This is a genomic window from Shewanella sp. MF05913 (assembly GCF_059758095.1).
Window position 1 is genome coordinate 50,263 of the sequence record NZ_JCAYNT010000005.1, and the last position, 24,616, is coordinate 74,878.

At 42.3% G+C, this 24,616-nt stretch carries 28 protein-coding genes; 13 read left to right on the forward strand and 15 right to left on the reverse strand.

All coding sequences use genetic code 11. The features are described from left to right. Position 1 precedes the first annotated feature (1 nt). The 3 genes from AC19MV_RS08615 to AC19MV_RS08625 all read right to left on the reverse strand — a co-directional run bounded on the left by AC19MV_RS08615 (position 2) and on the right by AC19MV_RS08625 (position 2,655). Complete coding sequence (locus AC19MV_RS08615; RefSeq protein WP_498307008.1) at positions 2-907, reverse strand: metal ABC transporter solute-binding protein, Zn/Mn family; 906 nt, start codon at positions 905-907, stop codon at positions 2-4. Continuing rightward, positions 891-2,099: a hypothetical protein gene (locus AC19MV_RS08620; RefSeq protein WP_498307010.1), complete on the reverse strand. Its 1,209-nt coding sequence runs from the start codon at positions 2,097-2,099 to the stop codon at positions 891-893. Before AC19MV_RS08620 ends, AC19MV_RS08615 begins: the two co-directional genes overlap by 17 nt. 265 nt (positions 2,100-2,364) lie before the next feature. Continuing rightward, a complete protein-coding gene (locus AC19MV_RS08625) occupies positions 2,365-2,655 on the reverse strand; it encodes an ABC-type zinc uptake system zinc chaperone (RefSeq protein WP_432400080.1) in 291 nt (96 codons plus the stop codon). 213 nt (positions 2,656-2,868) lie between these two features. On the opposite strand from AC19MV_RS08625, the gene AC19MV_RS08630 reads away from it, so the two are divergent. Then, positions 2,869-2,994, forward strand: coding sequence for a hypothetical protein (locus tag AC19MV_RS08630; protein WP_498307012.1), 126 nt, complete (start codon positions 2,869-2,871; stop codon positions 2,992-2,994). Between the two features lie 16 nt (positions 2,995-3,010). On the opposite strand, the gene AC19MV_RS08635 is transcribed toward AC19MV_RS08630, so the two are convergent. Beyond that, positions 3,011-3,334, reverse strand: coding sequence for a hypothetical protein (locus AC19MV_RS08635; protein ID WP_498307013.1), 324 nt, complete (start codon positions 3,332-3,334; stop codon positions 3,011-3,013). Positions 3,335-3,463: 129 nt separating this feature from the next. Between AC19MV_RS08635 and AC19MV_RS08640 the strand changes: the two genes are divergently transcribed. After that, on the forward strand, positions 3,464-5,113 hold the full coding sequence (locus AC19MV_RS08640) for a mechanosensitive ion channel family protein (RefSeq protein WP_498307015.1): 1,650 nt from the start codon (positions 3,464-3,466) through the stop codon (positions 5,111-5,113). Positions 5,114-5,174: 61 nt separating this feature from the next. On the opposite strand, the gene AC19MV_RS08645 is transcribed toward AC19MV_RS08640, so the two are convergent. Continuing rightward, positions 5,175-6,008, reverse strand: coding sequence for a MaoC family dehydratase (locus AC19MV_RS08645; protein ID WP_498307229.1), 834 nt, complete (start codon positions 6,006-6,008; stop codon positions 5,175-5,177). 286 nt (positions 6,009-6,294) lie between these two features. Between AC19MV_RS08645 and AC19MV_RS08650 the strand changes: the two genes are divergently transcribed. Continuing rightward, positions 6,295-7,068, forward strand: a complete 774-nt coding sequence (locus AC19MV_RS08650) for a methyltransferase domain-containing protein (RefSeq protein WP_498296804.1) — start codon at positions 6,295-6,297, stop codon at positions 7,066-7,068. Positions 7,069-7,096: 28 nt separating this feature from the next. Here the strand turns inward: AC19MV_RS08650 and AC19MV_RS08655 are convergent, their stop codons facing one another. Then, a complete protein-coding gene (locus AC19MV_RS08655; protein ID WP_498307017.1) occupies positions 7,097-8,005 on the reverse strand; it encodes a TraB/GumN family protein in 909 nt (302 codons plus the stop codon). A 52-nt stretch (positions 8,006-8,057) separates the two neighbouring features. On the opposite strand from AC19MV_RS08655, the gene AC19MV_RS08660 reads away from it, so the two are divergent. Then, positions 8,058-8,366, forward strand: coding sequence for a prephenate dehydrogenase (locus tag AC19MV_RS08660; RefSeq protein WP_188956114.1), 309 nt, complete (start codon positions 8,058-8,060; stop codon positions 8,364-8,366). A gap of 128 nt (positions 8,367-8,494) precedes the next feature. Here AC19MV_RS08660 and AC19MV_RS08665 read toward each other — a convergent pair whose 3' ends face one another. Then, positions 8,495-9,019, reverse strand: a complete 525-nt coding sequence (locus AC19MV_RS08665) for a DUF3016 domain-containing protein (RefSeq protein WP_432400086.1) — start codon at positions 9,017-9,019, stop codon at positions 8,495-8,497. 160 nt (positions 9,020-9,179) lie between these two features. Continuing rightward, a complete protein-coding gene (locus AC19MV_RS08670) occupies positions 9,180-9,689 on the reverse strand; it encodes a DUF4240 domain-containing protein (RefSeq protein ID WP_498307019.1) in 510 nt (169 codons plus the stop codon). A gap of 66 nt (positions 9,690-9,755) precedes the next feature. Here AC19MV_RS08670 and AC19MV_RS08675 point away from each other — a divergent pair, with 66 nt between their 5' ends. From AC19MV_RS08675 to AC19MV_RS08695, 5 genes are all read left to right on the forward strand, one after another. Then, positions 9,756-10,169 carry a hypothetical protein gene (locus AC19MV_RS08675; RefSeq protein WP_498307021.1) on the forward strand — a complete coding sequence of 138 codons (414 nt, stop codon included), beginning with the start codon at positions 9,756-9,758 and terminating at the stop codon, positions 10,167-10,169. A gap of 116 nt (positions 10,170-10,285) precedes the next feature. Beyond that, positions 10,286-11,083 carry a response regulator gene (locus tag AC19MV_RS08680; RefSeq protein ID WP_498307023.1) on the forward strand — a complete coding sequence of 266 codons (798 nt, stop codon included), beginning with the start codon at positions 10,286-10,288 and terminating at the stop codon, positions 11,081-11,083. A 156-nt stretch (positions 11,084-11,239) separates the two neighbouring features. Then, complete coding sequence (hbs, locus tag AC19MV_RS08685) at positions 11,240-11,512, forward strand: non-specific DNA-binding protein Hbs (protein WP_011638950.1); 273 nt, start codon at positions 11,240-11,242, stop codon at positions 11,510-11,512. Between the two features lie 636 nt (positions 11,513-12,148). Further along, entirely contained in the window at positions 12,149-12,835 is a 687-nt protein-coding gene (locus AC19MV_RS08690) for a TorF family putative porin (RefSeq protein WP_432400090.1), read from the forward strand. Positions 12,836-13,126: 291 nt separating this feature from the next. After that, complete coding sequence (locus AC19MV_RS08695; RefSeq protein ID WP_170293502.1) at positions 13,127-13,303, forward strand: PA3496 family putative envelope integrity protein; 177 nt, start codon at positions 13,127-13,129, stop codon at positions 13,301-13,303. Between the two features lie 51 nt (positions 13,304-13,354). Here the strand turns inward: AC19MV_RS08695 and AC19MV_RS08700 are convergent, their stop codons facing one another. Next, the gene (locus AC19MV_RS08700) at positions 13,355-14,332 is read right to left on the reverse strand and encodes a PDC sensor domain-containing protein (protein WP_498296814.1); all 978 of its coding nucleotides are present in this window, start codon (positions 14,330-14,332) and stop codon (positions 13,355-13,357) included. A gap of 538 nt (positions 14,333-14,870) precedes the next feature. Here AC19MV_RS08700 and AC19MV_RS08705 point away from each other — a divergent pair. From AC19MV_RS08705 to AC19MV_RS08720, 4 genes are all read left to right on the forward strand, one after another. Further along, complete coding sequence (locus tag AC19MV_RS08705) at positions 14,871-16,223, forward strand: flavohemoglobin expression-modulating QEGLA motif protein (RefSeq protein WP_498307025.1); 1,353 nt, start codon at positions 14,871-14,873, stop codon at positions 16,221-16,223. 158 nt (positions 16,224-16,381) lie between these two features. Then, the gene (locus tag AC19MV_RS08710) at positions 16,382-17,341 is read left to right on the forward strand and encodes an HlyD family secretion protein (protein WP_498307027.1); all 960 of its coding nucleotides are present in this window, start codon (positions 16,382-16,384) and stop codon (positions 17,339-17,341) included. After that, on the forward strand, positions 17,338-18,315 hold the full coding sequence (locus AC19MV_RS08715; RefSeq protein WP_498307029.1) for an ABC transporter ATP-binding protein: 978 nt from the start codon (positions 17,338-17,340) through the stop codon (positions 18,313-18,315). The genes AC19MV_RS08710 and AC19MV_RS08715 overlap by 4 nt, the downstream gene beginning before the upstream one ends. Positions 18,316-18,319: 4 nt before the next feature. Beyond that, positions 18,320-19,438: an ABC transporter permease gene (locus tag AC19MV_RS08720; protein WP_498307031.1), complete on the forward strand. Its 1,119-nt coding sequence runs from the start codon at positions 18,320-18,322 to the stop codon at positions 19,436-19,438. A gap of 40 nt (positions 19,439-19,478) precedes the next feature. On the opposite strand, the gene AC19MV_RS08725 is transcribed toward AC19MV_RS08720, so the two are convergent. The 6 genes from AC19MV_RS08725 to AC19MV_RS08750 form a co-directional block, all read right to left on the reverse strand. Further along, positions 19,479-19,877 (reverse strand): hypothetical protein, encoded by a 399-nt coding sequence (locus AC19MV_RS08725; RefSeq protein WP_498307032.1) that lies wholly within the window; start codon positions 19,875-19,877, stop codon positions 19,479-19,481. A 137-nt stretch (positions 19,878-20,014) separates the two neighbouring features. Next, positions 20,015-21,379, reverse strand: coding sequence for an alanine/glycine:cation symporter family protein (locus tag AC19MV_RS08730; protein WP_498307034.1), 1,365 nt, complete (start codon positions 21,377-21,379; stop codon positions 20,015-20,017). A gap of 191 nt (positions 21,380-21,570) precedes the next feature. Beyond that, positions 21,571-22,107 carry an SRPBCC family protein gene (locus tag AC19MV_RS08735; RefSeq protein ID WP_432400098.1) on the reverse strand — a complete coding sequence of 179 codons (537 nt, stop codon included), beginning with the start codon at positions 22,105-22,107 and terminating at the stop codon, positions 21,571-21,573. 378 nt (positions 22,108-22,485) lie between these two features. After that, a complete protein-coding gene (locus AC19MV_RS08740; RefSeq protein ID WP_498307036.1) occupies positions 22,486-22,737 on the reverse strand; it encodes a cysteine-rich CWC family protein in 252 nt (83 codons plus the stop codon). Between the two features lie 77 nt (positions 22,738-22,814). Then, the gene (gene metF, locus AC19MV_RS08745) at positions 22,815-23,699 is read right to left on the reverse strand and encodes a methylenetetrahydrofolate reductase (RefSeq protein WP_432400100.1); all 885 of its coding nucleotides are present in this window, start codon (positions 23,697-23,699) and stop codon (positions 22,815-22,817) included. Between the two features lie 337 nt (positions 23,700-24,036). After that, entirely contained in the window at positions 24,037-24,522 is a 486-nt protein-coding gene (locus AC19MV_RS08750) for a VOC family protein (protein ID WP_498307037.1), read from the reverse strand. Positions 24,523-24,616: the final 94 nt, after the last annotated feature.

The window sequence follows — 24,616 nt, forward strand, 5'->3', positions numbered from 1 at the left end:
GTTATTTCACCCCATTTAGTAGGGCTAATAAGCTGTCATATAGGCTGAATAAATCTTGGCTTTGCTCATTGCCACCCACAGACATAGGTAACATCACAACGGGTAAATTAGCACGTTCACCTAACCATTTTGCACCACGTTCGTCCTGATAAGACGCCACTATTACGGCCATAACATCGCCTTTTTCTGCGCGAGTCAGTAAACTTGCTAAGTGGCTACTGGTAGGGGCCAAACCTGGTTTTGGTTCGAGGTCGGCAACTTGTTCTATTCCAGTCCAGTTAAATAAATAACGGAAACTTGAGTGATAAGCGATAACCTTTTTACCGGCCAAACCTTTAGCTTGCGCTTGCCACTGAGGAATTTTAGCCTCCCAACGTTGGCTAAAATCAGCTAAAGACTGCTGATATTCGCTGCTGTTTTGCGGGTCGAGTTTAATCATCTTGGCGCTAAGTGCTTTGGCAATGGTAAGCATACGCTCAGGATCTAAGTGCAAATGAGGGTTCCCCTTTGCATGAACATCGCCCATTGAGCGGTCAACACTGGTGAGTTTATCTAACGTATCGATTTGCTCAGCGGCAAAAAACAGCCCTTCATCGGTTGATTTAACCTTAGGGTTAGAGGCTTTCATCTGCAGCATAGGTAGCCAGCCAATTTCTAAATCGGCACCCGCACATACCACTAAATCTGCCTGACGCATTTTAGCAATTAAGCTTGGACGTGCTTGCACTTGATGAGGGTCTTGCATGGCTGTCGTAGCTGAATATACATCAGCCGACGGAGCTAACGTTTTAGCTAAAGCACCGTATTCTGCTTCACAGGCAAATACATTAAGTTCCGCTTTTGCTGTCGCGGTAAACAGCAGTGACAATGACGTCACTGCTAAAAGCATTTTAGAATTGATGCGCACCGTGAGCTCCTAGTGTCATAACATATTGTAAAGTAAAGATGTTATCATCTTCTACTCCGTCAAAGTTAGTTCCATCTTGGTGAGTAAACTGAAAGCGAACTGAGGTGAAATGGCTGCTGTGCCAAGCAAGGCTGACTTCAGTTTCTTTTAGTTTTTGTGGATCAAGGTGATCTTCATGAATTTCATAAGTATCGACTTGTCCATAACGTACACCAGCAGACCAGCTTGGAGAAAACTGATAAACGCTGCTTAAATACCAACCTTCATGATAATCATCACCGCTTAATTCATGGTCATGGTCATCTACATCGCCGACATCATCAACATGTCCTGGTTCTTCACCAAAAATATCTGTCACTCTAAAGTATTCACCACTAACGGTTAAGTTCTGATATTTGTAGTTACCATTAGGAGCCCACTTATAGACAAAGTCTGCGATGTAAGTATTCTCACCTGTGTAAGACGCGCTGTGGCTATGTTCATGCTCTTCTTCCGCCTCCTCTTCTTCGCCTTCATGCTCTTCGGCATAGGCTAAGCCATTTTCATTGCGTAAATAACTTAACCCTAACTGCCATGAACTCTCAACGCCAATATCACCACCAATTTTGGTTAGTGCAGTAAATACACCGACATCGTCAAAATCACGATCACCATGTTCATCTGCAGCGCGCAAGCTATCTCCAGAGAAGGCTTCAACACCCATGGTCCAGTACAGATCCGTTGGCGCTACGTAACTTAAACGAATACCATCATCAAAATAATGATTACCTAAAAATGCACGGTATGCCGCAGGACGCTCAGTAAACGAATCGGTATGCTTATGTTGATTATTTAAATAACCAATATCAGATAAAAAACGACCTGCACGAGCAGAAAGGCCACTTGGTAAAGCCAGCGTTTGGATAAAAGCTTCTTCCAAATTCAATTCAGTTTCGCCATCGGCTGACTCAATTACGGCTGTGACTTTACCGTAAAAGTTGTCATCAATATTGGCACTTAACGCCAACTCCGTTTCGCCTAGTCCAAAGCCTTCTTCACGCTCAGCTAAAGGGCGATCGCCCGTTTGATAATAACCGTCTAAAACGGCACTAATATTAGGGTTAGTTAAGCTTGAATCCTCAGCCATTGCTGAATAAGAACTAAACGCACATGCTAGTGCTAATAAAGAAACGCGAGTGTTTAACGCAGACATGATATCTCCAAAATACAACAAATAGCCGACTTTCTAGGTATAAATACACCGGCTGATAACAGAAAAGTTGATGTGCCTAAATCAGGGGTAAAAGATTGATAATCTTATTGATTAAACGCGATTAAACTGGCTATTTAGCTTTGCTAAGACACTGAATTGACACCACAATAGCTTGTCTATTGCAGGTGAAGAATACAGTTCGCAAAGTAAAAGGCGGCTTTAGCGTCGTTTACTATCCTGAGTTTAGGTAAAATACGTTGTTGGATTAACGAGAAACAGGTGGGGCGCGGCTTTGATAATAAGCATGAAATACGCTAAGCAGAAATGGTAGCGTATATTGTTGACGTTCAAAAGTTTGCTTACTTGCGTTAAATACAAGTTCGCTGGTGTGAATCGTTTTATTTAACTGATGTTGATGAAAACATAAGGTACAGTGATTTTGCACCCCATCATCAAGATGGCGCACTGAGTGGGCAGACGCAGCAATAGACAGCACAATCAAAATGGCACTGAGCCAGATTGCGATTGTTTGTCTAATGTGGATGCGTGAACTCAACGGCAAAACTCCATCAGGTTAATAAATGTGAGTGGTAGTGTAAAAGAGCCGTGCTGAAAAGCAACACATAGATTGTGACAATTCATGAACATGGGATAAATCCATGGCGTCACAGTCGACTTTTTCATCACGTTGAGTATTTTTAAGATAAGCTTAAGCTGTGACTTATACCATTAACCCAATAGACAATACCACCTCAATAGGATCCACATCATGACACAATTTATTCGCGAAAATATCGGCATCATTTTAGTCATGGTCATCGTAGGCATTGTCGTACTCGGCGGAATTTACTATGTAGAGTCGTCATTAGAAAGCCAAGTCATCGTGGTTGACTAAACCAATCTGGCCAAGCTTATTTTTTATTTATGCTAGCGTCATCTTCTGGCGCTTCAACCATGTTTAAATGATCCATAATATGTGATAACCCCACTACAATTACCGCTAAAATAATCAATGGCGTGGTGATATGTGTAACGCCTTCAACAAAATAAGTCACTAACGCTGCTATCACCCCACTATAAAAACCGACTATTTTGATCATAGCTAACGCTTTATTGTGCCCAAGCCATGCTGCACAATGCGGACATTGCACCTCAACCGATAACCCCTTGCCGCGGCTTTCTGTGACTTTAGCAATAGAAAAGTGTTTGTAGCAATGGGCGCATTGCAGTGCCATGTTGAGTACCGTTAATCAATAATGGCCGCAAGTTTAACAAATAACCCTGCTAATAACATCGCTGAACATAGCTCCATCTGTGGTTTTCTACTATCATAATCGCAACTTAGCCTCATAGGACGCGCTTAGATGTTACGGATTTTACCTGCTTTACTTTTATTGATAACTACATTGTTACTGACTCCATCAGTGTTAGCACAAGACCCCGTTGCAGCAGTACCAGAAACAACCAGTGTCGCTATCGACACTAATACGCTCAATAAAATGACCTTGTTGCAACAAACCATTGACCATGACACGAAGCTACTACCAGTAACCAAAGGCGAGATGCGGACCATTACCGAATACCGTATTAAAAATAAGTCCTCACAACTGCGTGACGAAATCGACCAATTGATTAGGGCCGGCACAACAGATCCACAATACCTTATCCCCTTAGTGCAAAATCAATTGGTGTTTTTACGCCAGGTGATTAACTATTTAGATGCCGATTTATTGTTACTCAGTAATCAATTAGGCAGTGACGATGACAGTAACGTGATTGCCGCCATGTCTGACCGTGAATTTGAGCGCGACCATTACTTAAAAGCGACATTAGACACGCTGCAATGGGCAGAAATGCTAGCCATTGATGTCACCACGCAAAAGCAAACGTTTACTGATTTTATGCTTCAGCGAGCGGATCAATTTGACAGTTTAGTGAATTACACCCAAGACGAATTACAAAAAGCCGTGGCAGAAGCCGCTACTGCAGGTGCAGACATTAGCGCCGAACAAAAAGCCAATGTGCTCTCTCTAAAAGAACGTTTAGGCCAAAACAGTTCAAGCTTAGCGATTTCAGCATCGATACTTGAAAGCTTAGGGCAAAATGTATCGCAACTAAAACAAACCTTATTTAGTGTGTCTGGCGACATTACCCAGGACGTGTTGAACTTTAGCGTGGCGTCTAATTTACTTCAGGGCTGGGCAAAAGTGATTAAAGATCAAACCATCAATAATGGCCCTAACCTCACGTTTAAAATTTTGGTGTTTTTGTTCATTTTGTTCGTGACCAGTTTAGTTGCCAAAATCGTAACCCAAATTATTGCCAAGACAGTCCGCGCCTCTAAATTACAATTTAGCCAGCTGTTACAAGAGTTTTTTATCTCGCTGTCGAGCAAAGTCGTCTACGCGGTGGGCTTATTAATCGCCTTATCACAACTGGGATTTGAACTTGGGCCATTACTGGCAGGCTTTGGTATCGCCGGTGTGATTATCGGGTTTGCATTACAAGACACACTGTCAAACTTTGCCTCGGGCATGATGATCTTAATTTATCGCCCATTTGATGTAGGTAACTTGATTAATGCCGCCGGCGTTACCGGCCGAGTAAGCCACATGAGCTTAGTGTCGACCACTATCAAAACGTTGGACAACCAAAGACTGATTGTCCCTAACAATAAAATTTGGGGAGACACGATTAACAATATTACCGCAGAACATCAACGCCGTGTCGACATGACGTTTGGTATTAGTTACAGCGACAATATTGAGCATGCGGAAACGATTTTAAAAAGCATTGTTGAGCAACACCCTAAAGTGAATGCCCAACCAGAACCGATTGTAAAACTGCATACATTAGGCGAGTCATCGGTCGACTTTATTGTCAGACCCTGGGTAAAACCAGATGATTACTGGGAAGTGTATTGGGATATTACTCGCGAAGTTAAAATGCGCTTTGACGCTGAGGGTATTAGCATTCCGTTCCCACAACGCGATGTGCATATTTATCAAAAATAATAAACGAAAAAGCTCAAGTCAGTGACTTGAGCTTTTTGCTATTGGCATTAACACTTATTGCTTATAAATAAGTCACATTGCCCTGCAAATGTGGTCTGCGCCCTTTAACGTCACGCATTTCAAAACGTTTACCGTTTTCAATAGTTTCAAAGCCAAAAGTGACTTCAGATGGCATAAACACAGGTAGCTTAAACTCAACATCCACCTGAAAAGGTTTATCGCCAATAAAGGTCATTAATTGCGATAATACACGCGCTTTAGACCACATACCATGGGCAAGTACACGCTCAAAGCCGAAACGTTTAGACAATAAAGGATGCAAGTGAATCAGATTATAATCGCCAGAGGCTTTAGCGTAACGACGACCTAAATCTTCCGTTAAACGCCATTGCTTTATATCTTCCCAGGCCATTTCCGACGCCTTCGGAGTACGAGCACGACGACCGGGTGTGTCGATACGATATAAATACGTCGACAACGCTTGCCATACTAATTCGTCCGCGACAAATACCTTAGAGACTAAGTCAAACTCAAGCCCTGAGTCAGTATTACGACTGCCAGAGAGTTCACATTGCACCGTTAAGGTTTCATCTGCTCGCACGGGGCGAAATACACTGATGCTATTTTTAAGGTGGATCATTCCTAGCAACGGGAATGTCACCGCTTTATGGGTAAAAATAGTCGCATGTAATCGAAATGCCCACACATATAAATACGTTGGCGGTAGCGTCACACCGTCGAATTCAAAGCCACACACTTCAGCATATTGGCGAATTTTCTCTTGTGACATCACCACATTTGATGCTTGCACATAAATCGTCGGCAGCGGTTGCTGATCCCATCCAGGTTTACGCCCAAACAGAATTTTGCGATATAAAGACAAAAGCGAAGGCATTGCCTTTAATTCGATAGCGAAGTCGTGACTCACAATATGTACCCTATATAGGCAGCCAAAATACTAAGCTGCAAAATGGTTAATAGATCATTATACCTTACTGCATTGAGGTTACTAAATAGCTAATTGTTAAATGCGTTTAATATCCGTTGTAGTGACAGTCCTTGTTGATTTATCGGCAAACTTTTCTTTACTGTCTGTACACAATTAATGATTTGTCTTTACCTTTTTTCATTCACAATGAGACAATTGCCGCACTGACATTGACCCAAAACGTGATGATACCGTGCAAGATAAAAACTTCGATAAACTGAGCCTTAAATTTGCTAAAAACATTTACGGCACCACCAAAGGTGAAATCCGCGCAGCCGTATTGTGGCGAGATCTCGCCCCCGCGCTTGCCGCGCAGGGTAAACCACGATTACGCATTTTAGATGCGGGAGGTGGATTTGGTTTTTTGAGTCAAAAATTAGCGGCTTTAGGTCACGATGTGGTGCTGTGTGATATTTCAGAACAAATGCTCGCACTGGCCAAACAACAAATTGCCGCATCCCAGACACCCTTATCGATTGAATTAGTACACAGTCCTATTCAAGCGTTAACGGCCGCACAATATGGACAATTTGATGTCATATTGTGCCATGCCGTGGCTGAGTGGCTTATTGATGCCAACACCACCCTTAACGGATTGCTGAGTTTACTTAAACCTAATGGTTTATTTTCACTGATGTTTTATAACAAAGAAGCGTTACGATTCCACAGCCTGGTGTCGGGTAATTTTGACTATGTAAAACGCGATTTAGTGGTAAAAAAGAAGGTCGGCTTAACCCCTACACACCCACTATATATCGAAGATGTGCGCCAGTGGTTTGCACAATGGCAGCTCACAATGGTGACTCAGTCAGGGGTACGGGTTATTAACGATTACTTAAAAACACATTTACCGCCTGACTTTGACACTAAACAGCTTATCGAAATGGAATTGGCCTACTCGCAACGAGAACCTTATTTATCTCTAGGTCGTTACGTGCATTTTTTAGCGCAATCATCGACAAAATAACACTCGTAATTGTTATTTACTCACAGTATCAGCATTGCAACAAAGTGCAGCGAGTGACGATTGCGCCTTGTTGTCTAAGCAAATCAGGAATGGCTTGTTGGCCTACAATATGTCCCGCACCTACCACAATAAACAGCTGCTTTTGGGTTTTGTCTTGCAGTAACTGGATTATCTTGTGTGTCATAGAATGATTACGCTGCCACAATAATTTATCTAAAAACTCATCAGAGTCTCCCGCTTGCGCTTCCATAATCTGCGCTAATGCCTGAGCATCACCTTGACGCCAAGCATGGATCAAATCAAGCATTTCAGCGTCGCTGGCGTTAATGGCATCGTCGAGCATTTGTAATTGGGTTTCTGTCGAAAATGATGAAATAAGCTCAAATTGAAACTGAATGCTTTCAAGCTCAATTAACGCTTTGCCCTCTTTATTCGCGGTAAAATAAGTGTCCACACCTTGCTCTGCACTATAACCTAACCCTGCAAAGCGGTTTACGCTAATCTGCGTTGACTGCAGCCAGGGCGCATATGGCGCTAACGCCTGGCACATCGCTTGATGAGTTTGGCAATATACCTTACGTGTGGCATCGACATCGGCAGCAATCTCTGGCGATAAGACTCCGTATTGCTGCAACAACGCAGCCGCATTACCTTGAGTGATATCAGCCTCAACCACCAATGCATCCGACTGCTTAAACGCCGATTCGATATGTTGCGCTAAGGGATAAAAATCTGTCTGGCCAATATGAATCGAACCTAATAAGTAGGCTTGCTGTTGCTGATACTCTACTTTATAAAAAACGGGCGAGCCTAATGCCGCGGCAGGGAGTGCGACTAAGCACAATATCAACACAACACATCGCTTGAGATTGAGTGCTAAAAGTCGATGAATCAAATTGATATTCAAATTAAGCCGACTTTTCCTTGTTGCTTGCATAGCAGCTCCTTATAATTAGTTATATTCTTTATTCATGCACTATGAGGCAATTATGCCGTACACCAATGTTTTTCTACAGATAAAAGAAAACCTGCAAATAGCCTATAGACAAGCCATTGATTCAGATGCCCGCCTAGACGAGTTGCGTAAAGCCGGTCATGGTAAGTTTGTGGCGATTTTTACTGAAGATCAAGGTTTTACCGAGAGCAGTAATCGCTTTTTGCCTTATGTACAAGAGCTTGTCATTGAGTTCGATAAGATGCAAAACAGTACGCATGTAGCGCAAGAAACCCTAGAGGCGTTTGTTAAAAAGCTTGCGACACTGTTACAAACACTGCAAGTGTTTAAGCTTGCTAAGTAACCTAACGTTTCATTAACTGTGGTTATGTTGGCTTTAATGGTGACTTCATTGGCTGAATAAAAAATAAAAGCTCCAACTGTGGAGCTTTTGCTTTTAAAGCGATATACCCAATGAAGTCACCAAAAGCACTATAGCTTAGGCTCAACACTCTTTTGAAGCCAATCGGTAAACAGCGTGGTTTCATACTGAAACGGTCTGTCATTGAAACGACGAGAATTGTACATAAAGCTCATATCAGTGATTTTTTCATCGCCGCTAATTATCACCTTATCACCCTCATTGACCGTAAAACTAAACGTCGCTCTTGGCGGATACAAATCTTTTACGATACGTAAATCACCTGGTGTCGCACCAAAGGTTGGGCGCATATCACCCGCTAAATCAAGGTTAGTCACTTGCATGTGCAAGGTTTGCCCCGATTTAAGCGACTTTTCAGCTTGTTTATTAATATTCTTGGTTAAGGTTTCAAATAACCGCTTTTCAAAACGAGACTGCAGCTCCGTAGAGGTTTTAATATCCCGAAAATCTTTTGGATTTTGCCATTCAATTTTTACCACACCGACTTCGGTTAGCGGATTAGGCTCAGGCGCATCTTCAGCCATCGCAACTTGCCCCGAAAATACCGAAGCCAATAGTAAATATTTAATCTTCATAATAAACCTCCAAAATACCTAACCGTTCTCTACTTTAACGCAGATAACTTGAGCCGCGCAGCAGTAACATGAGTCGCCACTCATAGTGACATATTCAATGCATTCACTTTAGCGCTATCAAGCTGAACCAACGCTTAACAAGAACAATCTAGTCACGCGCTTAAAATGGAAAACGTGCACTTAATAATGGATAGGTTTGACGCATAATTTTTGGCTTAGTGCTGAATTTTTTACCCACTGGCGTATTTTGCCCAGACGGCACAAAAGGTAATTCATCTCCGGTACGGTCTTCGTAAATCTGCCCGGCAATAAGATCATAATCTTCAACAAATGGATAAGCGTAATTATCCACTAACGGCCAGTCGTTTAATTCACCTAAGCAATCGGGGTTTTCTACTATGTTGTCATACCATTGCTGGCCTAAAGACAATAAGAAGCATCTAAATTCAGCAAAGGCATAATCGCTATCACACCCAGTAATAATGTAAGCAGCGCCCCAGACTGACCACAAATAGCTGCGACGCAATTGTTGGCCAAACATTTTATCAAACGCTTTTAGCGAATCATCGTCTAAAACGGTTAATTTATCACGCAGTTGTTGCGCGGTGTCATCAGAAGATTGGCTCGGGTGCTCACGTGTAACCAGGGCCCAAAAATCGTTTTCAGTCATCAAAATATACCCACATAGCGTGTTTGTGCGATATTCTACCTCAAATTTTATAGCCAGATGACCAATATGAATCAGATAGCACAAACCGCCATGCCTTTAAGAGTAAAAATGCTGGTAGCACTGTATGCACTTCTTGCGTTAATCGCGCTTTGGCGTATGACCACTTTTTATGCATTTGATTTGCTTACCCTAGGTGTCTTACCGTTATTATTTGGCATTTTGACCCGAGCACAGTGGACGAAAGTGGTGCTATTTTTTTATGTCGGCTTACAAACCCTTGGCCTAGCCGCTATCAGCACAACCGCGATCATCGCGTATCAAATTACCCCTAATGACGTTAATTTAATATTTCAAGGGAACGACATTCCGCTTATTCCCTTATGGTTATTACTCGCAGCACTTATTGGATTTCAATGGTGGGTTGGATTATCAACGGTCACTGGCACTTATTTAGCTCAAAAGCAGAGCAAAACGACATAACATAACTTGTCGTCTATAATCTCCTCATAAGTTTGAGTATGATTTGTTAAAACAATCAGCTACGCAGCAACACCCTAAAACTAAAATAATAAATACAACAATGCGGAACGTTAATCATGAAAAGTCTATCTCCGAGCGAACTGTCTATTCTGCTAGTCGAATCGTCTGACACGCAGCGAAAAATAATCATTAGCCGCTTACAACAAGAAGGCGTTAGTAGCATACAAACGGCCGCCACAATTACCCAAGCAAAAGAGATCATTCAACGTCATAAACCCGACTTGATAGCCAGTGCATTGCACTTTATTGATGGTGAATCGACTGAGTTATTGCAATATATCAAAAGCACTCCAGGGTTAAACGACATTCAATTTATGTTGGTCTCCAGTGAATGCCGCCGTGAACAATTAGAAATATTTAGACAATCTGGCGTAGTCGCTATTTTACCTAAGCCATTTAACGCCGAAAACCTCGCCACTGCGCTCAACTCAACCGTTGATTTACTGAGTAATGATGAACTCGATTTAAGCCATTTTGATGTCCACAATATTCGCGTATTAGTGGTCGATGACAGTCGAATGGCACGTAACGTGATTAAACGCACTATCGGCAATTTAGGTATGCAACTCATTACAGAAGCCGAAGATGGAGAGCAAGCAATAAGCTTGATGAAAGAAAACATGTATGACTTAGTCATCACCGACTACAACATGCCTTCGGTAGATGGTTTAGCACTCACTCAATACATTCGTAACGAAAGCCAACAGTCGCATATTCCAATTTTAATGGTGTCATCTGAAGCAAACGACACTCATCTAAGTAATGTATTCAGTGCCGGGGTTAACGCCTTATGTGATAAGCCTTTCGAGCCACAATTGGTAAAGAAAATTCTTTACCAATTGCTAGAAGAGTAAATTGATCACCCTTTAGGCGAATGATTTAGGCTTATTTTGCTCCAAAACCATTACAGATACTGAATTTATAGGATAAAGTGCTTTTAAACCTGCATGGCTTGTGGCATGTTAATGATGTTTTAAAAAACACTTCTATGGAAAGCAGAGAATATCAATATGAACAAAAGTGAATTAATAGCAAAAATCGCAGAAAATGCAGAACTAACTAAAGCTGAAGCTGGCCGCGCACTTAAATCTTTCGAAGAAGCGGTAACTGAAGCCATGAAAAATGGTGACAAGATTTCAATCGTTGGTTTTGGTTCATTTGAAACCACTCAACGTGCAGCTCGTACTGGCCGTAACCCACAAACTGGCAAAGAAATTCAAATCGCAGCAGCGACAGTGCCTAAGTTTAAAGCTGGTAAGACATTAAAAGACAGCGTGAATTAATTTTCGCTAACACCTTTTGACGAAAACCTCCCTTGGGAGGTTTTTTTATGCGTAACATTTAACAAATGCCAAAGATCAATTCAGTTTATGGCTTAATCTGATACCAATTCCATTAATTATCTGGTCATTCAGCGGGAGTTCTGTGCCTTCTAGGCAAGTAATAGGATTGAAGACATAGTTGCTCTCGGCAACTGTTCCTGCGTTGCTCTACCTCCTGCATCCATGCAGTCGTACGTCAAAATGCTATTAAGCAGCATAGAAGGCACAGAAACCCGCCTTGCAGGAGGCACTCAGACCGTTCATTTCTTTGTTGCATTGTCTTAGAAGGGAATAACCATTATTTCAACAATGCGCCTCAAACTGAACAATCTGAGTGACTCTGATTGGTCACATAACTAATGGAATTGGTATAAAGCCTTTATCAACAATCCGCAATTGCACAAAAAAAGTGCAGTGCTGCATCATTAAGCCGCAACAGCATTGCTACAAAATGTAGCACAACCAATTAAGTAATTGATTAATAACAAATAAAAAAAGTGGCATGCGATTCGCTAATTGATCATCAGACAAACCAACATTGAGTACGTTTAAGTATAAATAAATGACTCAGTGACAATAAAACGTTAAGGGATGAAGATGAAAAAATCACTATATCAAGCAATTGCGTTATCAACAGGTTTACTATTGAGCGGCAGTGCCCTTGCTGAAGTCACTGGCAATATTGGCGCGACATCAAACTACTTATGGCGCGGTACTACACAAACCAGTAATGAAGCGGCAATTCAAGGTGGGCTTGATTACGCGCATGACTCTGGTTTTTATGCCGGTACTTGGGCTTCAAACGTCGATTTTGGAGATGAAACCAGCTACGAGTTAGACTTCTATGGTGGTTACGGCGGTAACTTCACTGAAGACCTGACCTATGATATAAGCTACCTGTATTACGCTTACCCAGATGCAGAAGCTAGCATTGATTTTGGTGAAATATCTATCGTACTCGGTTGGAAATGGTTAGACGTAGGCTACTCTCAAGTTGTTAACGCTGACTCAGATGTATCAGGCGCATCAGACGAAAAAGATTGGAGCTATATCCAAGCGAATGCGAGCTTCCCATTAACTGAAAAGCTCAGCGTAGCGTTCCACTACGGTTACTCACAAGGTGATGTCGTCGAAGATCTATTTGGCGATACATACACAGACTACAACGTGACATTAAGCGCAGAAACAGACATTGGTACCGTGTCGTTCATGGCGTCTGATACAGATCTACCAGACAGCGATGCTAAAATTGTTTTAGGCTATTCATACGGTTTTACGCTTTAAAACATCTGTAACAAACTATAAAGAATCTGCAATAAAATTAAGCTATCATGCTCTTTTTATTCAAAAAAATGCCATTGCCATATGCAATGGCATTTTTTATATTGGCAATATTAGTCACAAATTTTAGCCCGCTTTATAGCAACAAAAAAATTTACTGCTAAGCTCAAAATGAAAGGTGAAAATAGCTGTCCATATCAGACAAAAACTTTTACTTTTCTATTGGTGTTTTTTTAGTTAGAAAGTGCTCATTGAATTCGTTTCGTTTTTACCATTCAACTTGAGGGTTTCGTTATGGCTAATCTTACAGATCGAGTGCCAGATGACACAGAAATTGACGCGATGACAACGCCTAGAGGCAGTAAGTCAACCGAGTCATTACAGCATAAGCGTCAAATCAAACGCAGGTTAGAGGATTTCCTCGAGCAAGCGCAATTACGCAAAGCCATTGGTGATGACGACTTTTTCTAGCAAAAAGGGATAAACATTGTGTTTATCCCTTTTTAATTTATCTCCATACCGTTACGGGGTATTTTTTTCTGCTCTGCCGCCGTGCCTGTTGGCCTGAGTTTGGGTTAATAACAATTCAGCTTTCGCGCCAAGGTAAACATAAATGCCTAGGCCGACCAACAATCCCACCACCGCAAGCATCATTAAAATGGCTGGCTCAATATATTGTTTTTCACCTAATGAAGCTTTAAACATGGTCAGTAAGGCTTCAATCGAAATCGCTATTAAAATCGTTGAAATAAACCGGGTAATGGTTCTACGCGTCGAGCTGTGCCTAAAAATATCTTTATGCATCAGCACTTCCTCTTCCAATATGGTTTTACCCAAGTCAAAAATAGCCAGTGCCAAAGTTAAAAAGATAATAATGCCAAAGGGCTGCAATGGATCATGCCGGGCCGAGGCCTGGCTAAAGAGCTCATAAATATCTAATGTCACCGTCCACATCAGTACGGTCACCAACACAAAAAGACACAACACTATAGCAGCGTAAATACTCTTAAAAAACGGCGACATTTTGCGTCTTGCGCTGTCCCCCATCATGAACTCAATGAGCCGAGTTAAATTGACATCTATCACCACAATACCTGTCTCACCCGTTGATGAGGTTAAAATTTGTGACGCAGATAAACACAAACCACCGCCGGCATTAGACAAGTAAGGCCGGGTAATGTGTGCGGTATTGGCTTGAGAAAGTTGAGTAAAATAAGGCCGCTGGCTTCTATCGGCCTGTTTACCGTTATTGAGTAGCTTCACTTGCTGATTAACAACACTGATATTGGGGCTAACCTGTATCCCTTGTTCATCGAGTAAATAAATCAGCTCAACAAACGGATAACTCACCGCCATATCTTCAAACACTTTTGCAGAAACAGGCTTATCGAATAAATTCACATCACCCACACCCACTAAAATGGATTCAAGCAGTTCGTGTACTAGATTTTCATATTCGTGATAACGCTCAATCACGCTTAAATAACTCATTGCAGCCATATGCTGTCCTCTTCATCGACACGACAATGAAACAAAGCACTTTTAATGCCAACAAGTAAATCCATTATTTTCAATACGATAAAGTCTAAACCAATATAATATTTACTTAATTAACGCTCAACACGCACCAAAATAGGGCTTATACCGCTATATTTTTTCATTGCGGTTTTGTGATCGACTTCTGCTAATATATACCCAATCAACTTGAAGATACGTGTTTCAGAGCTTCACCGTGTTTTCAATACTAGGCGCGTTAATGCGGTAATGTAGGCACCTTATAAATTAGCGCAACAACGCTCTTGATTTAATAATCCGGGGAACACGGTGAAACTCCCAAAGGGCAAGTTTTACACGCGTTTATGCTGCGTTATTGATTTTGGAAAGGGAACAACCATTACCCGCAATCAATGCCTTGCCTAAACGCGTGTAAATTCTTGCTGAAATCGAGCGTCTTCAGGTTGTTTGGGTATAAACTCATTAGCATGAGGAATATGCCACAAAACTTTATGGCTCAGGTTTTCTAGATTAGGAAAAGACAATGTCTGACTCTTTATTGCGTTATCAGCAAGATATTCGTCGTTTTTCTGATGAATTAATTCGTATCCAAGCACCCATTAAAATTTTAGATTCGATTAAGTGGCCTAAACAAATTGAAGATGACTTTTTAGCCAAACAAACTAAAGTATTGCCCAACGTCAGCAATGACTTTTATCAATCGATACCGTTGTCATTCAATGCTGCTCAAACCCAAACCGATCTACAAGGTTTAAAAAGTGTCATTGAACGAGGCCTAGGTAAGCGCGATAAATTAGGAAAAATCCTTCTGGCTAACATTGATCAATACCGAATCGTGATCGATATGCTGCATAATCGCGGTAACCCTACCTTTGGTAAACTCAGCCAAGAGCTATACGGCAGTGCAAGCCATAAATTGCATGGCGACCGCCATACGCTTCGCCAACTTGGCGACCGCTTGAGCCATATTTTCTCGTTGCCAGCAGCGCGCCATATGAGCAATCGTCATCCTAAAATTATTACCGCCCCAGAAGCCGTTAACGTGCTGAGCGAGCGCTTAGTTAAGTATTTCCATAACGATGAAATTCACGTCAAATTAAGCGATGGTATCGCCTCTGACGCCGCGGTGGGTGGCGATACAGTAAAACTGAATACTAGCGCCATGTTTAGCGAATCCGATCTCAATGTGTATGAAGTCCATGAGGGCTGGGTTCATGTGGGCACAACGCTTAATGGTCGTGCTCAGCCACATGCAACCTGGCTCAGTGTCGGGTCACCACGGGTTACTGCGTCGCAAGAAGGCCTGGCAGTACTGATGGAAATGCTTACCTTAAGCTCAAACCCAGGGCGTGCTCGTCGTATTAGCGACCGAGTTTCTGCGGTCGACATGGCTGAACAAGGCGCCGACTTTATCGAAGTGTATCGCTACTTTAGAAATCTTAATCTAAGTTCAAAAGACAGTTACCGAGTCACTCAACGGGTGTTTCGTGGCGGCATGGTCGCTGGCGGCAGCTTTTTTACTAAAGATATTTCATATGTGCGCGGTTATGTTGAAAACATTAACTTTATCCGCAGTGCCATTAGCACCGGCTTACCAGAACTGATCCCAATGTTATTTTTAGGTAAGCTCGCGATTGAAGATATTCCGGTACTGTATCAAGCTTACCAAGAAGGCATCATTGCCAAGCCCAAATATTTACCGCCGATGTTTGAAGACATCAGTGGCCTTTATGCCTGGTTTGGTTTTGCTTCTGGGATCGGTAATATTGATCTTAAAGGGGTGCAACGACACTTTGCCCGCCAATTTAAGCACGTGGCTCCATCATTGGCTGTCGACTTGTTTGAAGACTCAGAATTTGACAATAACTTCGAGTAATTATTTCGGGCAATTATTTAGAGTAATGGTTACCGCTTAATCACTATTGTCTAAGCTCATTTTCTAAGACTCATTGGCTAAGTGTGGTGTAAATCACACTTAGCTGACTCATCAAATGCAATGCTATAGTGTAATCATATCCTTATATGAGACTTGCTATGAAGCATCTGCTATTTTCAGCGTTCTTATCCTGCGTCATAATCCTCAGTGGTTGCACGCCGTCCACACCCGACCAAGCTTTAGGGACCTTAGAGCGCGATCGCGTATTACTGCGCGCCACAGCCGCTGAAATCATTACTGCCCAACCCATAAAAAAAGGCATGAACATTAATCATGGAGATTTATTAGTTCAATTTGATACCCACAAACAAGCGGCACGATTAGCCGTGATGCAAGCCGAAGTGGTTAAAGCCAAAGCCTATTTATTAAAGCTCACCAATGGCGAGCGACCAGAAGACATTGCCAGCGCAAACTCAGCATTAAAAAGTGCCAATGCCGCCAAAATTGAAGCGCAAAAGTCCTATCAACGCACAGCCAGTTTATTGGCTAAGCGCTTAGTCAGTGAGGCCGAACGCGATCGGGCTTTAGCCCTTAGAGATCAAACTACTGCCGAATACGATGCAGCAAACGATCGCTTAACGGTTTTGATCAAAGGTGTTCGCCAAGAAGATATCTTTCAAGCTCAAGCGGCACTCGATGCAGCCACAGCTAATTTAAGCTACGAGCAACAGGTGTATAGCGATTTGAGTATCCGCGCAACTCGCAGCGGAAAATTAGACAACCTGCCTTACAATATCGGCGAACGTGTTCCTCTAAGTGCTGTAGTGGCGGTAATACAGGCCGATGCAGCGCCTTATGCCAGAGTGTATATCCCCGAGCCTTACGCCGCTAAACTGAAAATAGGCCAAAGCTTGTCGGTAACGGTCGACGGTATCGATAACGACTTTAACGGCACGCTTCGCTGGATAAGCACCGAACCCGCATTCACGCCCTATTACGCACTCAATCAAACTGATCGTTCACGACTGGCATTTTTAGCTGAAGTGAGTTTAGATGACACCGCTAGCGAACTCCCTACAGGTATACCTGTTCAAGTTATCTTACCGGCGCAAAAATGAAGCCAACAACAGACCCTCAATGGGTAATTCAAGCACATAATCTCACTAAACGCTTTGGCGACTTTGCTGCGGTTGAACGCTTAAATTTATCTGTGCCTAAAGGCCATATATATGGCTTTTTAGGCCCCAATGGCTGTGGTAAATCAACTACCATCAGAATGCTAACCGGCTTGTTAACACCAAGCGAAGGCGACATTAATGTCATGGGGTTAAGCATCCCTAAACAAGCTGAAGCATTACGCCATCATATTGGGTATATGACACAAAAGTTTTCGCTCTATGACGATCTCACCGTCAAAGAGAACCTGCAATTTATTGGGCGAATTTATGGCATTAATGCAGACCATTGTAAGAAACGAATTGATCAACTGCAAAGCACTTATAAGCTCAATCAATATCAACACCAATTAGCAGGCACACTCAGCGGCGGACAACGGCAACGGCTTGCATTAGCCTGTGCCTGTTTAAATCAGCCTTCATTACTGTTTTTAGATGAGCCCACTTCAGCCGTCGACCCACAAAACAGGCGCGACTTTTGGGAACAGTTATTCGACTTATCAGAGCAAGGCACCAGTATTTTAGTGACCACACACTATATGGATGAAGCCGAGCGCTGCCATAAAATCGCGATAATGGAAAAAGGTCACATTAGAGCCGATGACACACCAAAATCATTAATGGACAATATCAATGCCCACGTTGTTGAAATCACCACCACAGATTTAAGGCAATTAAAACAGATGCTAATTACCATTGAGCACGTTACCTCAGCAGCGCAATTAGGTCATCGCCTACGGGTATTGGTGAGTAAGAACATCAGCGATCCTATCCCCTGGATATTACATCAATGCCAGCAGCACAATCGGCAGTTGAATCCGCAAGACATACGCCTAGTGACTGCTAATCTAGAAGATGTGTTTGTTAGCTATACAGGCCAGCCCGTACCCGCCAAACCTATGCAACAAGAGGGCTAAGGTCATGGCGAGTTTATTAAGCAGCATTCGTCACAGCTACTTGCGCATTTATGCCATTACCGCCAAAGAAATCAAACAACTAAGCCGCGATCGCATTACCTTTGCCATGGTGATTATGATCCCGCTCATTCAATTACTGCTATTTGGCTATGCTATCAATACCGATGTGCGTGCCATCCCCGTGGCAATTGTCGATCAAAGTGACTCCGCGGCTGGGCGATGGATAGTTGAAGCGGTTAAAGTCACTCAAGTGGTGGAGGTAAAACAATTTTTAACCACAGCAGAGCAAGCGCAAGCCGCCATCAGGCGTGGCGACATTAAAGCCGCGTTAATTTTACCGCCAACCTTAACTGCAAAATTAGCGCATAACGAACCGATAGGCCAATGGATAGTCGATGGGTCAGACACCATGATCGCAGGCGCGATCAAACAACTCAAAAACCTGTCTCTCAACGACATTGTGCCTGAGCAAACGAGCAGTTCATCTCGGTTTGAAGTGAGTCTTTTTTATAATCCTGAGCAGCGATCGGCAGTCAATATTGTGCCGGGACTCATCGCAGTGATCCTTACCATGACCATGGTGTTATTTACGTCGTCCGCCATTGTGCGAGAACGAGAGCGCGGCAATTTGGAACTATTGATCACCACCCCAATTAAACCGCTTGAGTTGATGATAGGAAAAATTTTACCGTATATCGTTATTGGCCTCATACAAATGACCATTATTTTAGGGTTAGGTAACCTCATTTTTGCCGTGCCGATCAATGGTGCAATCAGTCATTTATTGCTTGCTACATTACTGTTTATTACCGCTAGCTTAACCTTAGGCTTAATCATTTCAACCATTGCCCAAACTCAACTTCAAGCCATGCAGATGACGATTTTTATTTTACTGCCAACCATATTACTGTCGGGATTTATCACCCCGTTAGAAGCCATGCCAACCACAGCAAAATGGATTGCAGAAGTCCTGCCTGGCACCCACTTTATGCGGGTCATTCGGGCAATAGTGTTAAAAGGGGCAACGCTAGGCGAGCTCTACAAGGATATTTTATGGCTAGTAGGATTTACGTTAGTTGGATTGTGGGTAGCCGCTAAGCGCTTTAATAAACGCTTAGATTAGTGCCTATTGCTAAGCAGCAATAGGCTGGACCTGCGATGTATTAAAAGCCTCTATCAATACTATAAGCTTCGCCATTACATTCTAAATAAGCACTACAAGATGGATCAACAAGGCGACCGCATTGCTTCATCACAATCGCATTACCTCCGCGTTGCGACACTTGTACCTTAAGCGACTTAGCCATAGACGACAAACTGGGTAAATTATCCAATTTCGCCGGGTCTAATGAGTTTTCGCAATAATATGTCGTGACTTCGCCCAAAAACCTCGCTTTAAACCTCGACATCTCTGCAGAGGTGTATGTATCAACATTACCTGCTTTTACGTTACCTACCGCGATATCGCCCGCATTGGTTCTAAACCCCAAATTAGAACAACCCGCGGCAAATAACACCGCCAACACGGTCGCGCCTAATGTGGCCAAAAATGCTTTGTTCATGTAAAAATCCTTTTAAAAAAGCATGCTCACTAAAATAATGAACATGCTTAAACTGAGTACCAAAATTGATTAACGTGTCTAACAGAGACTATGAATTATAAGATTAAGTTCACCTGCTCATCAATAATTCAGCAACATTAGCGCTGCGCTTTGAGTGCGCGCTGCTTGAGAAAGTACTCACGGGTTAAACTAAATACCACAGGGCTCAGTAACACTAACGCGATTAAGTTTGGAATCGCCATCATGGCATTTAATGTGTCGGCCAATAACCAAATAAACTCTAAAGAACTCACTGCACCTAATGGCACCACTAACGTCCAAATTAAACGAAATGGCTTAACAGCTTTATCACCTAAAAGGTATTGAACACACTTTTCGCTATAAAAGCTCCAACCTAAAATGGTGGTAAAGGCAAAAACAGCTAATGCGATAGCCACAATGTAATTACCCATAGGCAATGCATGCGAAAAAGCAAATGAGGTTAATGCCGCACCATTTTCACCCGAGGTCCAAGCACCTGAAACTACAATGGCTAAACCGGTAATTGAACACACAATTAACGTATCGATAAATGTGCCTAACATGGCCACTAAACCTTGTTTTACCGGATTACTGGTTTGCGCTGCCGCGTGAGCGATAGGTGCACTCCCTAAACCAGCTTCGTTTGAAAATACTCCACGGGCCACACCGAAACGGATAGCCGCCCATACCGCTGCGCCTGCAAAACCACCTTGGGCAGCAACAGGGTTAAAGGCACTTTCAATAATTAACATAAACGCCGCTGGTACTTGGTCGGCGTACACCACCAATACTGCAATACCCGCAGTAATATAAAACACCGTCATTAATGGTACTAACTTGCCAGCAACTTCAGCAATACGCTTAATACCGCCCATTAATACCGCACCAACCAATACCATCAATATCACGCCAGTCACCCAACTTGGTACGCCAAAGTTACTGCTCATGGCATCGGCAACGGAGTTAGCTTGTACTGTATTACCAATACCAAAGCCGGCAATAGAACCAAAAATAGCAAAGGCGGTACCGAGCCATGCCCACTTGCTGCCTAAGCCATTTTTGATGTAATACATTGGGCCACCAACATGGTTGCCGTTGGCATCTGTTTCACGATATTTTACCGCCAGTACCGCTTCAGAAAACTTGGTCGCCATACCTACAAGCGCAGTACACCACATCCAAAATAAGGCACCTGGGCCACCAATAAAGATTGCCGTAGCAACACCCGCAATATTACCCGTGCCTATTGTTGCCGATAACGAAGTCATTAACGCATTAAACGGACTCACATCGCCTTTTTCGCTTTCGTCTGTGACTTGGCGACCAGACCATAATAATTTAAACCCGCGACCCAGTTTTAAAATAGGCATGAGTTTTAACCCAATAGACAGAAATAAGCCTACGCCTAAAATCATAACTAGCATGGGGATACCCCACACAATACCGTTGACCGTACTGACAAAACTTGTGATTGCTTCCATGTAAAACCTCATAATGAGTAATGACTATTGTCGAAATTATTATTATTAGATGTTTGGTTATTATTATTATCATGACAACGGCCCAACTCCATTGTCACGATTGGATTTTTTAGGTTACCCCGATTACGTTAATCAAGGCAACCTAAGACAAGATGTGATGAATCATCTTCAAGATAAAACAGGTTTGTCCGTTACTCTTTTTCAAGTATCACTTTCAACGAATCTAATCCTTGCTGTAAATCGGCCCCAATCATGGTTTCAAAATCGACAAATAGAAACATCAAGTTCATTGGATAGTCCATGTGGCCGCTAAAGTCCCAATCCACTTTAGTTTGTTGAGTGCTGATAGCTTCAGTTGTCATGTAAGCAGGTGACGTCGCTTCAAACGGCGAGATAAAGCGTAATTCAAAATCGATACGCTTACCTTCGTCAATGGCAATAATCTCTTGCTCACCAACCCCAACATCAGGGTTTTCACTCGCCCATGCAGATACAAAACCCACTGTCGCATCTGTTCCTCGAAAGGTTTTAACCATTTCTGGGTCCATTTGCGCCCACTTACTAAAATTATCTTGGTTTTTTAGATGTTTAATATAGTCAAAAACCTCAGTAACAGGCTTGTCTATGGTAACGGTGCGGGTAACGGAGTAATCGGTTTTAATAAACAATGCGGCGATAAAAGGGATGGCGATGATGACAGCAAGCCCTAGGAGAATTTTTTTTAACATTATTATTATCCTCAAATATTGAGGTTTTAGTATACCTACCAAGCGCTTGTAAACAACAAATAATTAACAATTGAAATGACTATATACAACCAACCTGAAGATGCTCGATTTCAGCAAGAATTTACACGCGTTTAGGCAAGGCATTGATTGCGGGTAATGGTTATTCCCTTTCCAAAATCAATAACGCTGCATAAACGCGTGTAAAACTTGCCCTTTGGGAGTTTCACTGTGTTCTCCTGATTTTTAAAACAAAAGCGTTGTTGCGTTAATTTACAAGGTAACTACATTAACTCGCCTAGTATTGAAAACAAGGTGAAGCTCTGAAACACGTATTTTCAAGTTGATTGGGTATATATCAGATAATGGAAAAATAGCGGATCAAGGAATAAATAATTGTACTGCTGGGGGTTCTGTTGCTGTGATGAGTGCTATTTTCGCTAAACAGGAAGCACAGACACATTGATCTGAACGGATAGCCTTGTCTGGATATGTCGTTACATATTGCTGAATCAATTCAACCGCACTATAAGCAGAATCGACACACCAACAACTTGAAATATCTTGTCCAAGCGCCATTGAACACGCATTTTGTTGATGACAAATAGGGCATAGACCCGCTAACTCAGACACTGAATTTCCTCGTTAAAAATCAAAAAGCCTTCTGTAATCATATTACAGAAGGCTTCAATACCCAATCCCAGATTACCTTACTTTGGACGCACACCTAGTGTGTGGCAAATCGCATAGGTTAATTCTGCACGATTAAGGGTATAAAAATGGAAATCTTTAACGCCTTCACGCGCTAATACTTTAACCATATCAATGGCCACATTTGCACCAACCAATTGACGCGTTGCGGGGTCATCATCTAAACCTTCAAATTGGCGGTGTAACCAATGCGGAATAGCAACATTGGTCATATCGGCAAAACGTTTCGTCTGCTTAAAATTAGTCACAGGTAAGATCCCCGGGATAATCTCAACATCAATGCCTGCAGTGACACAACGATCGCGAAAGCGCAAATATGATTCAACATCATAGAAAAACTGGGTAATGGCGCGATTGGCACCGGCATCAATTTTTTTCTTTAAATTTATCAGGTCAGCTTGAGCATTACGTGCATCTGGGTGCACCTCAGGATAGGCTGCAACCGAAATATCAAAATCAGCAACAGAGCGCAATAAGCTGACTAAATCATTGGCAAAACGGGTTGGTTTTGGACTGCCTTCTGGTAAGTCACCCCGCAGCGCAACAATGTCTCTAATGCCTGAGTTCCAATAATGTTTTGCTAACTCAACGAGCTCTTCATCACTGGCATCAACTAAGGTTAAATGCGGCGCAGCTAACAAATTAGTTTCTTTTTGAATACGCTCAATCACACTGTGTGTACGGTCACGCACCCCAGAGTTAGCACCATAAGTTACCGAGACAAACTTAGGGTTTAATGGCTCTAAACGACGAATAGAATTCCACAGGATCTCTTCCATCTCAGGTGTTGAAGGCGGGAAAAACTCAAATGATACATTAATATCACTCAGCTCAGACAAGCTCTGATTTAACGACTGGGCATGTTGTGCATGATGAAAAGCCATAATGTATTCCTTCAACTTCTGTAACACTTCGGAGTCTATACCAAGCGGCTAACTTGACTCATTTCAGTTTATTTCAACCAAACCATTTAGCCGTTTGGACGTCTATACGTCCATATACTAGTTTAACTGCATGCTATGTCAAGCTAAAAAAACATCAATCACACGATTTAGTGGCATAACACTTCTCCCATAAGTAAAACCGATTCAAATGAATCTATTTTAAAGACTTGATTGAAGTCGTTGGTTGCATTCTGAGTGGTCATTTATTAATGCGGATTGGTATAAAACAAGAAAGCGACCTTTAAGGTCGCTTTGGGGTGAGGTTCAACGGTATAACTTACGCGTAATCAGAAGCGTACGTTTCTTCATAAGTATGCGAGTAGAATTCAAATAGGTTACCAAACGGATCTTCTAAATAAACCATTTTAGCGGGTTTGCTATCGTCTTCAGGGTGGTAACGCATAATATCCATACGCACCTTGCCGCCATATTGTTCGGTACGTGCAATTGCACCTTCAAAGTCATCTGTTTGCAAACAAAAGTGAAAAATACCAAGACGCGTAAAGTCAACGTCGTGTCGCTCTTGGCGATCGATCATTTCAAACAACTCAACACCAATACCGTCGGTGGTGACTAAGTGCGCAATGTTAAAACCTTTAAAGCCTTCACCAAATACAGCGACACACATTCTGCCAATCGCCGTTTTGCGCTCTTCTTGCACCTTAGTGTTACCCATTACCACTCGTAACCCTAGCGCTTTGGTATAAAACTCAACCGCTTTATCCATGTCGCCAACCATTAAACCTACGTGATTCATTTTCATAACTTACTCCTAAAAACGATTAATTGATTCGTCATTTGTTTCGATGGAGTAATCTTACGGCGAACACGATATTAATAAAAATTATCAAATCTTA

What these genes read in the sequence shown, in the direction of transcription:
- AC19MV_RS08700 (WP_498296814.1), bottom strand. Translation starts at nt 14,332, where the DNA reads ATGGCTGCAATGAGTTATTTAAGCGTGATTGAGCGTTATCACGAATAT.
- AC19MV_RS08630 (WP_498307012.1), top strand. Translation starts at nt 2,869, where the DNA reads ATGACACAATTTATTCGCGAAAATATCGGCATCATTTTAGTCATGGTC.
- AC19MV_RS08730 (WP_498307034.1), bottom strand. Translation starts at nt 21,379, where the DNA reads ATGGAAGCAATCACAAGTTTTGTCAGTACGGTCAACGGTATTGTGTGG.
- AC19MV_RS08660 (WP_188956114.1), top strand. Translation starts at nt 8,058, where the DNA reads ATGCCGTACACCAATGTTTTTCTACAGATAAAAGAAAACCTGCAAATA.
- AC19MV_RS08705 (WP_498307025.1), top strand. Translation starts at nt 14,871, where the DNA reads ATGTCTGACTCTTTATTGCGTTATCAGCAAGATATTCGTCGTTTTTCT.
- AC19MV_RS08675 (WP_498307021.1), top strand. Translation starts at nt 9,756, where the DNA reads ATGAATCAGATAGCACAAACCGCCATGCCTTTAAGAGTAAAAATGCTG.
- AC19MV_RS08635 (WP_498307013.1), bottom strand. Translation starts at nt 3,334, where the DNA reads ATGGCACTGCAATGCGCCCATTGCTACAAACACTTTTCTATTGCTAAA.
- AC19MV_RS08725 (WP_498307032.1), bottom strand. Translation starts at nt 19,877, where the DNA reads ATGAACAAAGCATTTTTGGCCACATTAGGCGCGACCGTGTTGGCGGTG.
- AC19MV_RS08715 (WP_498307029.1), top strand. Translation starts at nt 17,338, where the DNA reads ATGAAGCCAACAACAGACCCTCAATGGGTAATTCAAGCACATAATCTC.
- AC19MV_RS08710 (WP_498307027.1), top strand. Translation starts at nt 16,382, where the DNA reads ATGAAGCATCTGCTATTTTCAGCGTTCTTATCCTGCGTCATAATCCTC.
- AC19MV_RS08690 (WP_432400090.1), top strand. Translation starts at nt 12,149, where the DNA reads ATGAAAAAATCACTATATCAAGCAATTGCGTTATCAACAGGTTTACTA.
- AC19MV_RS08665 (WP_432400086.1), bottom strand. Translation starts at nt 9,019, where the DNA reads ATGAAGATTAAATATTTACTATTGGCTTCGGTATTTTCGGGGCAAGTT.
- AC19MV_RS08750 (WP_498307037.1), bottom strand. Translation starts at nt 24,522, where the DNA reads ATGAAAATGAATCACGTAGGTTTAATGGTTGGCGACATGGATAAAGCG.
- AC19MV_RS08695 (WP_170293502.1), top strand. Translation starts at nt 13,127, where the DNA reads ATGGCTAATCTTACAGATCGAGTGCCAGATGACACAGAAATTGACGCG.
- metF (WP_432400100.1), bottom strand. Translation starts at nt 23,699, where the DNA reads ATGGCTTTTCATCATGCACAACATGCCCAGTCGTTAAATCAGAGCTTG.
- AC19MV_RS08735 (WP_432400098.1), bottom strand. Translation starts at nt 22,107, where the DNA reads ATGTTAAAAAAAATTCTCCTAGGGCTTGCTGTCATCATCGCCATCCCT.
- hbs (WP_011638950.1), top strand. Translation starts at nt 11,240, where the DNA reads ATGAACAAAAGTGAATTAATAGCAAAAATCGCAGAAAATGCAGAACTA.
- AC19MV_RS08670 (WP_498307019.1), bottom strand. Translation starts at nt 9,689, where the DNA reads ATGACTGAAAACGATTTTTGGGCCCTGGTTACACGTGAGCACCCGAGC.
- AC19MV_RS08720 (WP_498307031.1), top strand. Translation starts at nt 18,320, where the DNA reads ATGGCGAGTTTATTAAGCAGCATTCGTCACAGCTACTTGCGCATTTAT.
- AC19MV_RS08620 (WP_498307010.1), bottom strand. Translation starts at nt 2,099, where the DNA reads ATGTCTGCGTTAAACACTCGCGTTTCTTTATTAGCACTAGCATGTGCG.
- AC19MV_RS08640 (WP_498307015.1), top strand. Translation starts at nt 3,464, where the DNA reads ATGTTACGGATTTTACCTGCTTTACTTTTATTGATAACTACATTGTTA.
- AC19MV_RS08645 (WP_498307229.1), bottom strand. Translation starts at nt 6,008, where the DNA reads ATGCCTTCGCTTTTGTCTTTATATCGCAAAATTCTGTTTGGGCGTAAA.
- AC19MV_RS08655 (WP_498307017.1), bottom strand. Translation starts at nt 8,005, where the DNA reads ATGCAAGCAACAAGGAAAAGTCGGCTTAATTTGAATATCAATTTGATT.
- AC19MV_RS08680 (WP_498307023.1), top strand. Translation starts at nt 10,286, where the DNA reads ATGAAAAGTCTATCTCCGAGCGAACTGTCTATTCTGCTAGTCGAATCG.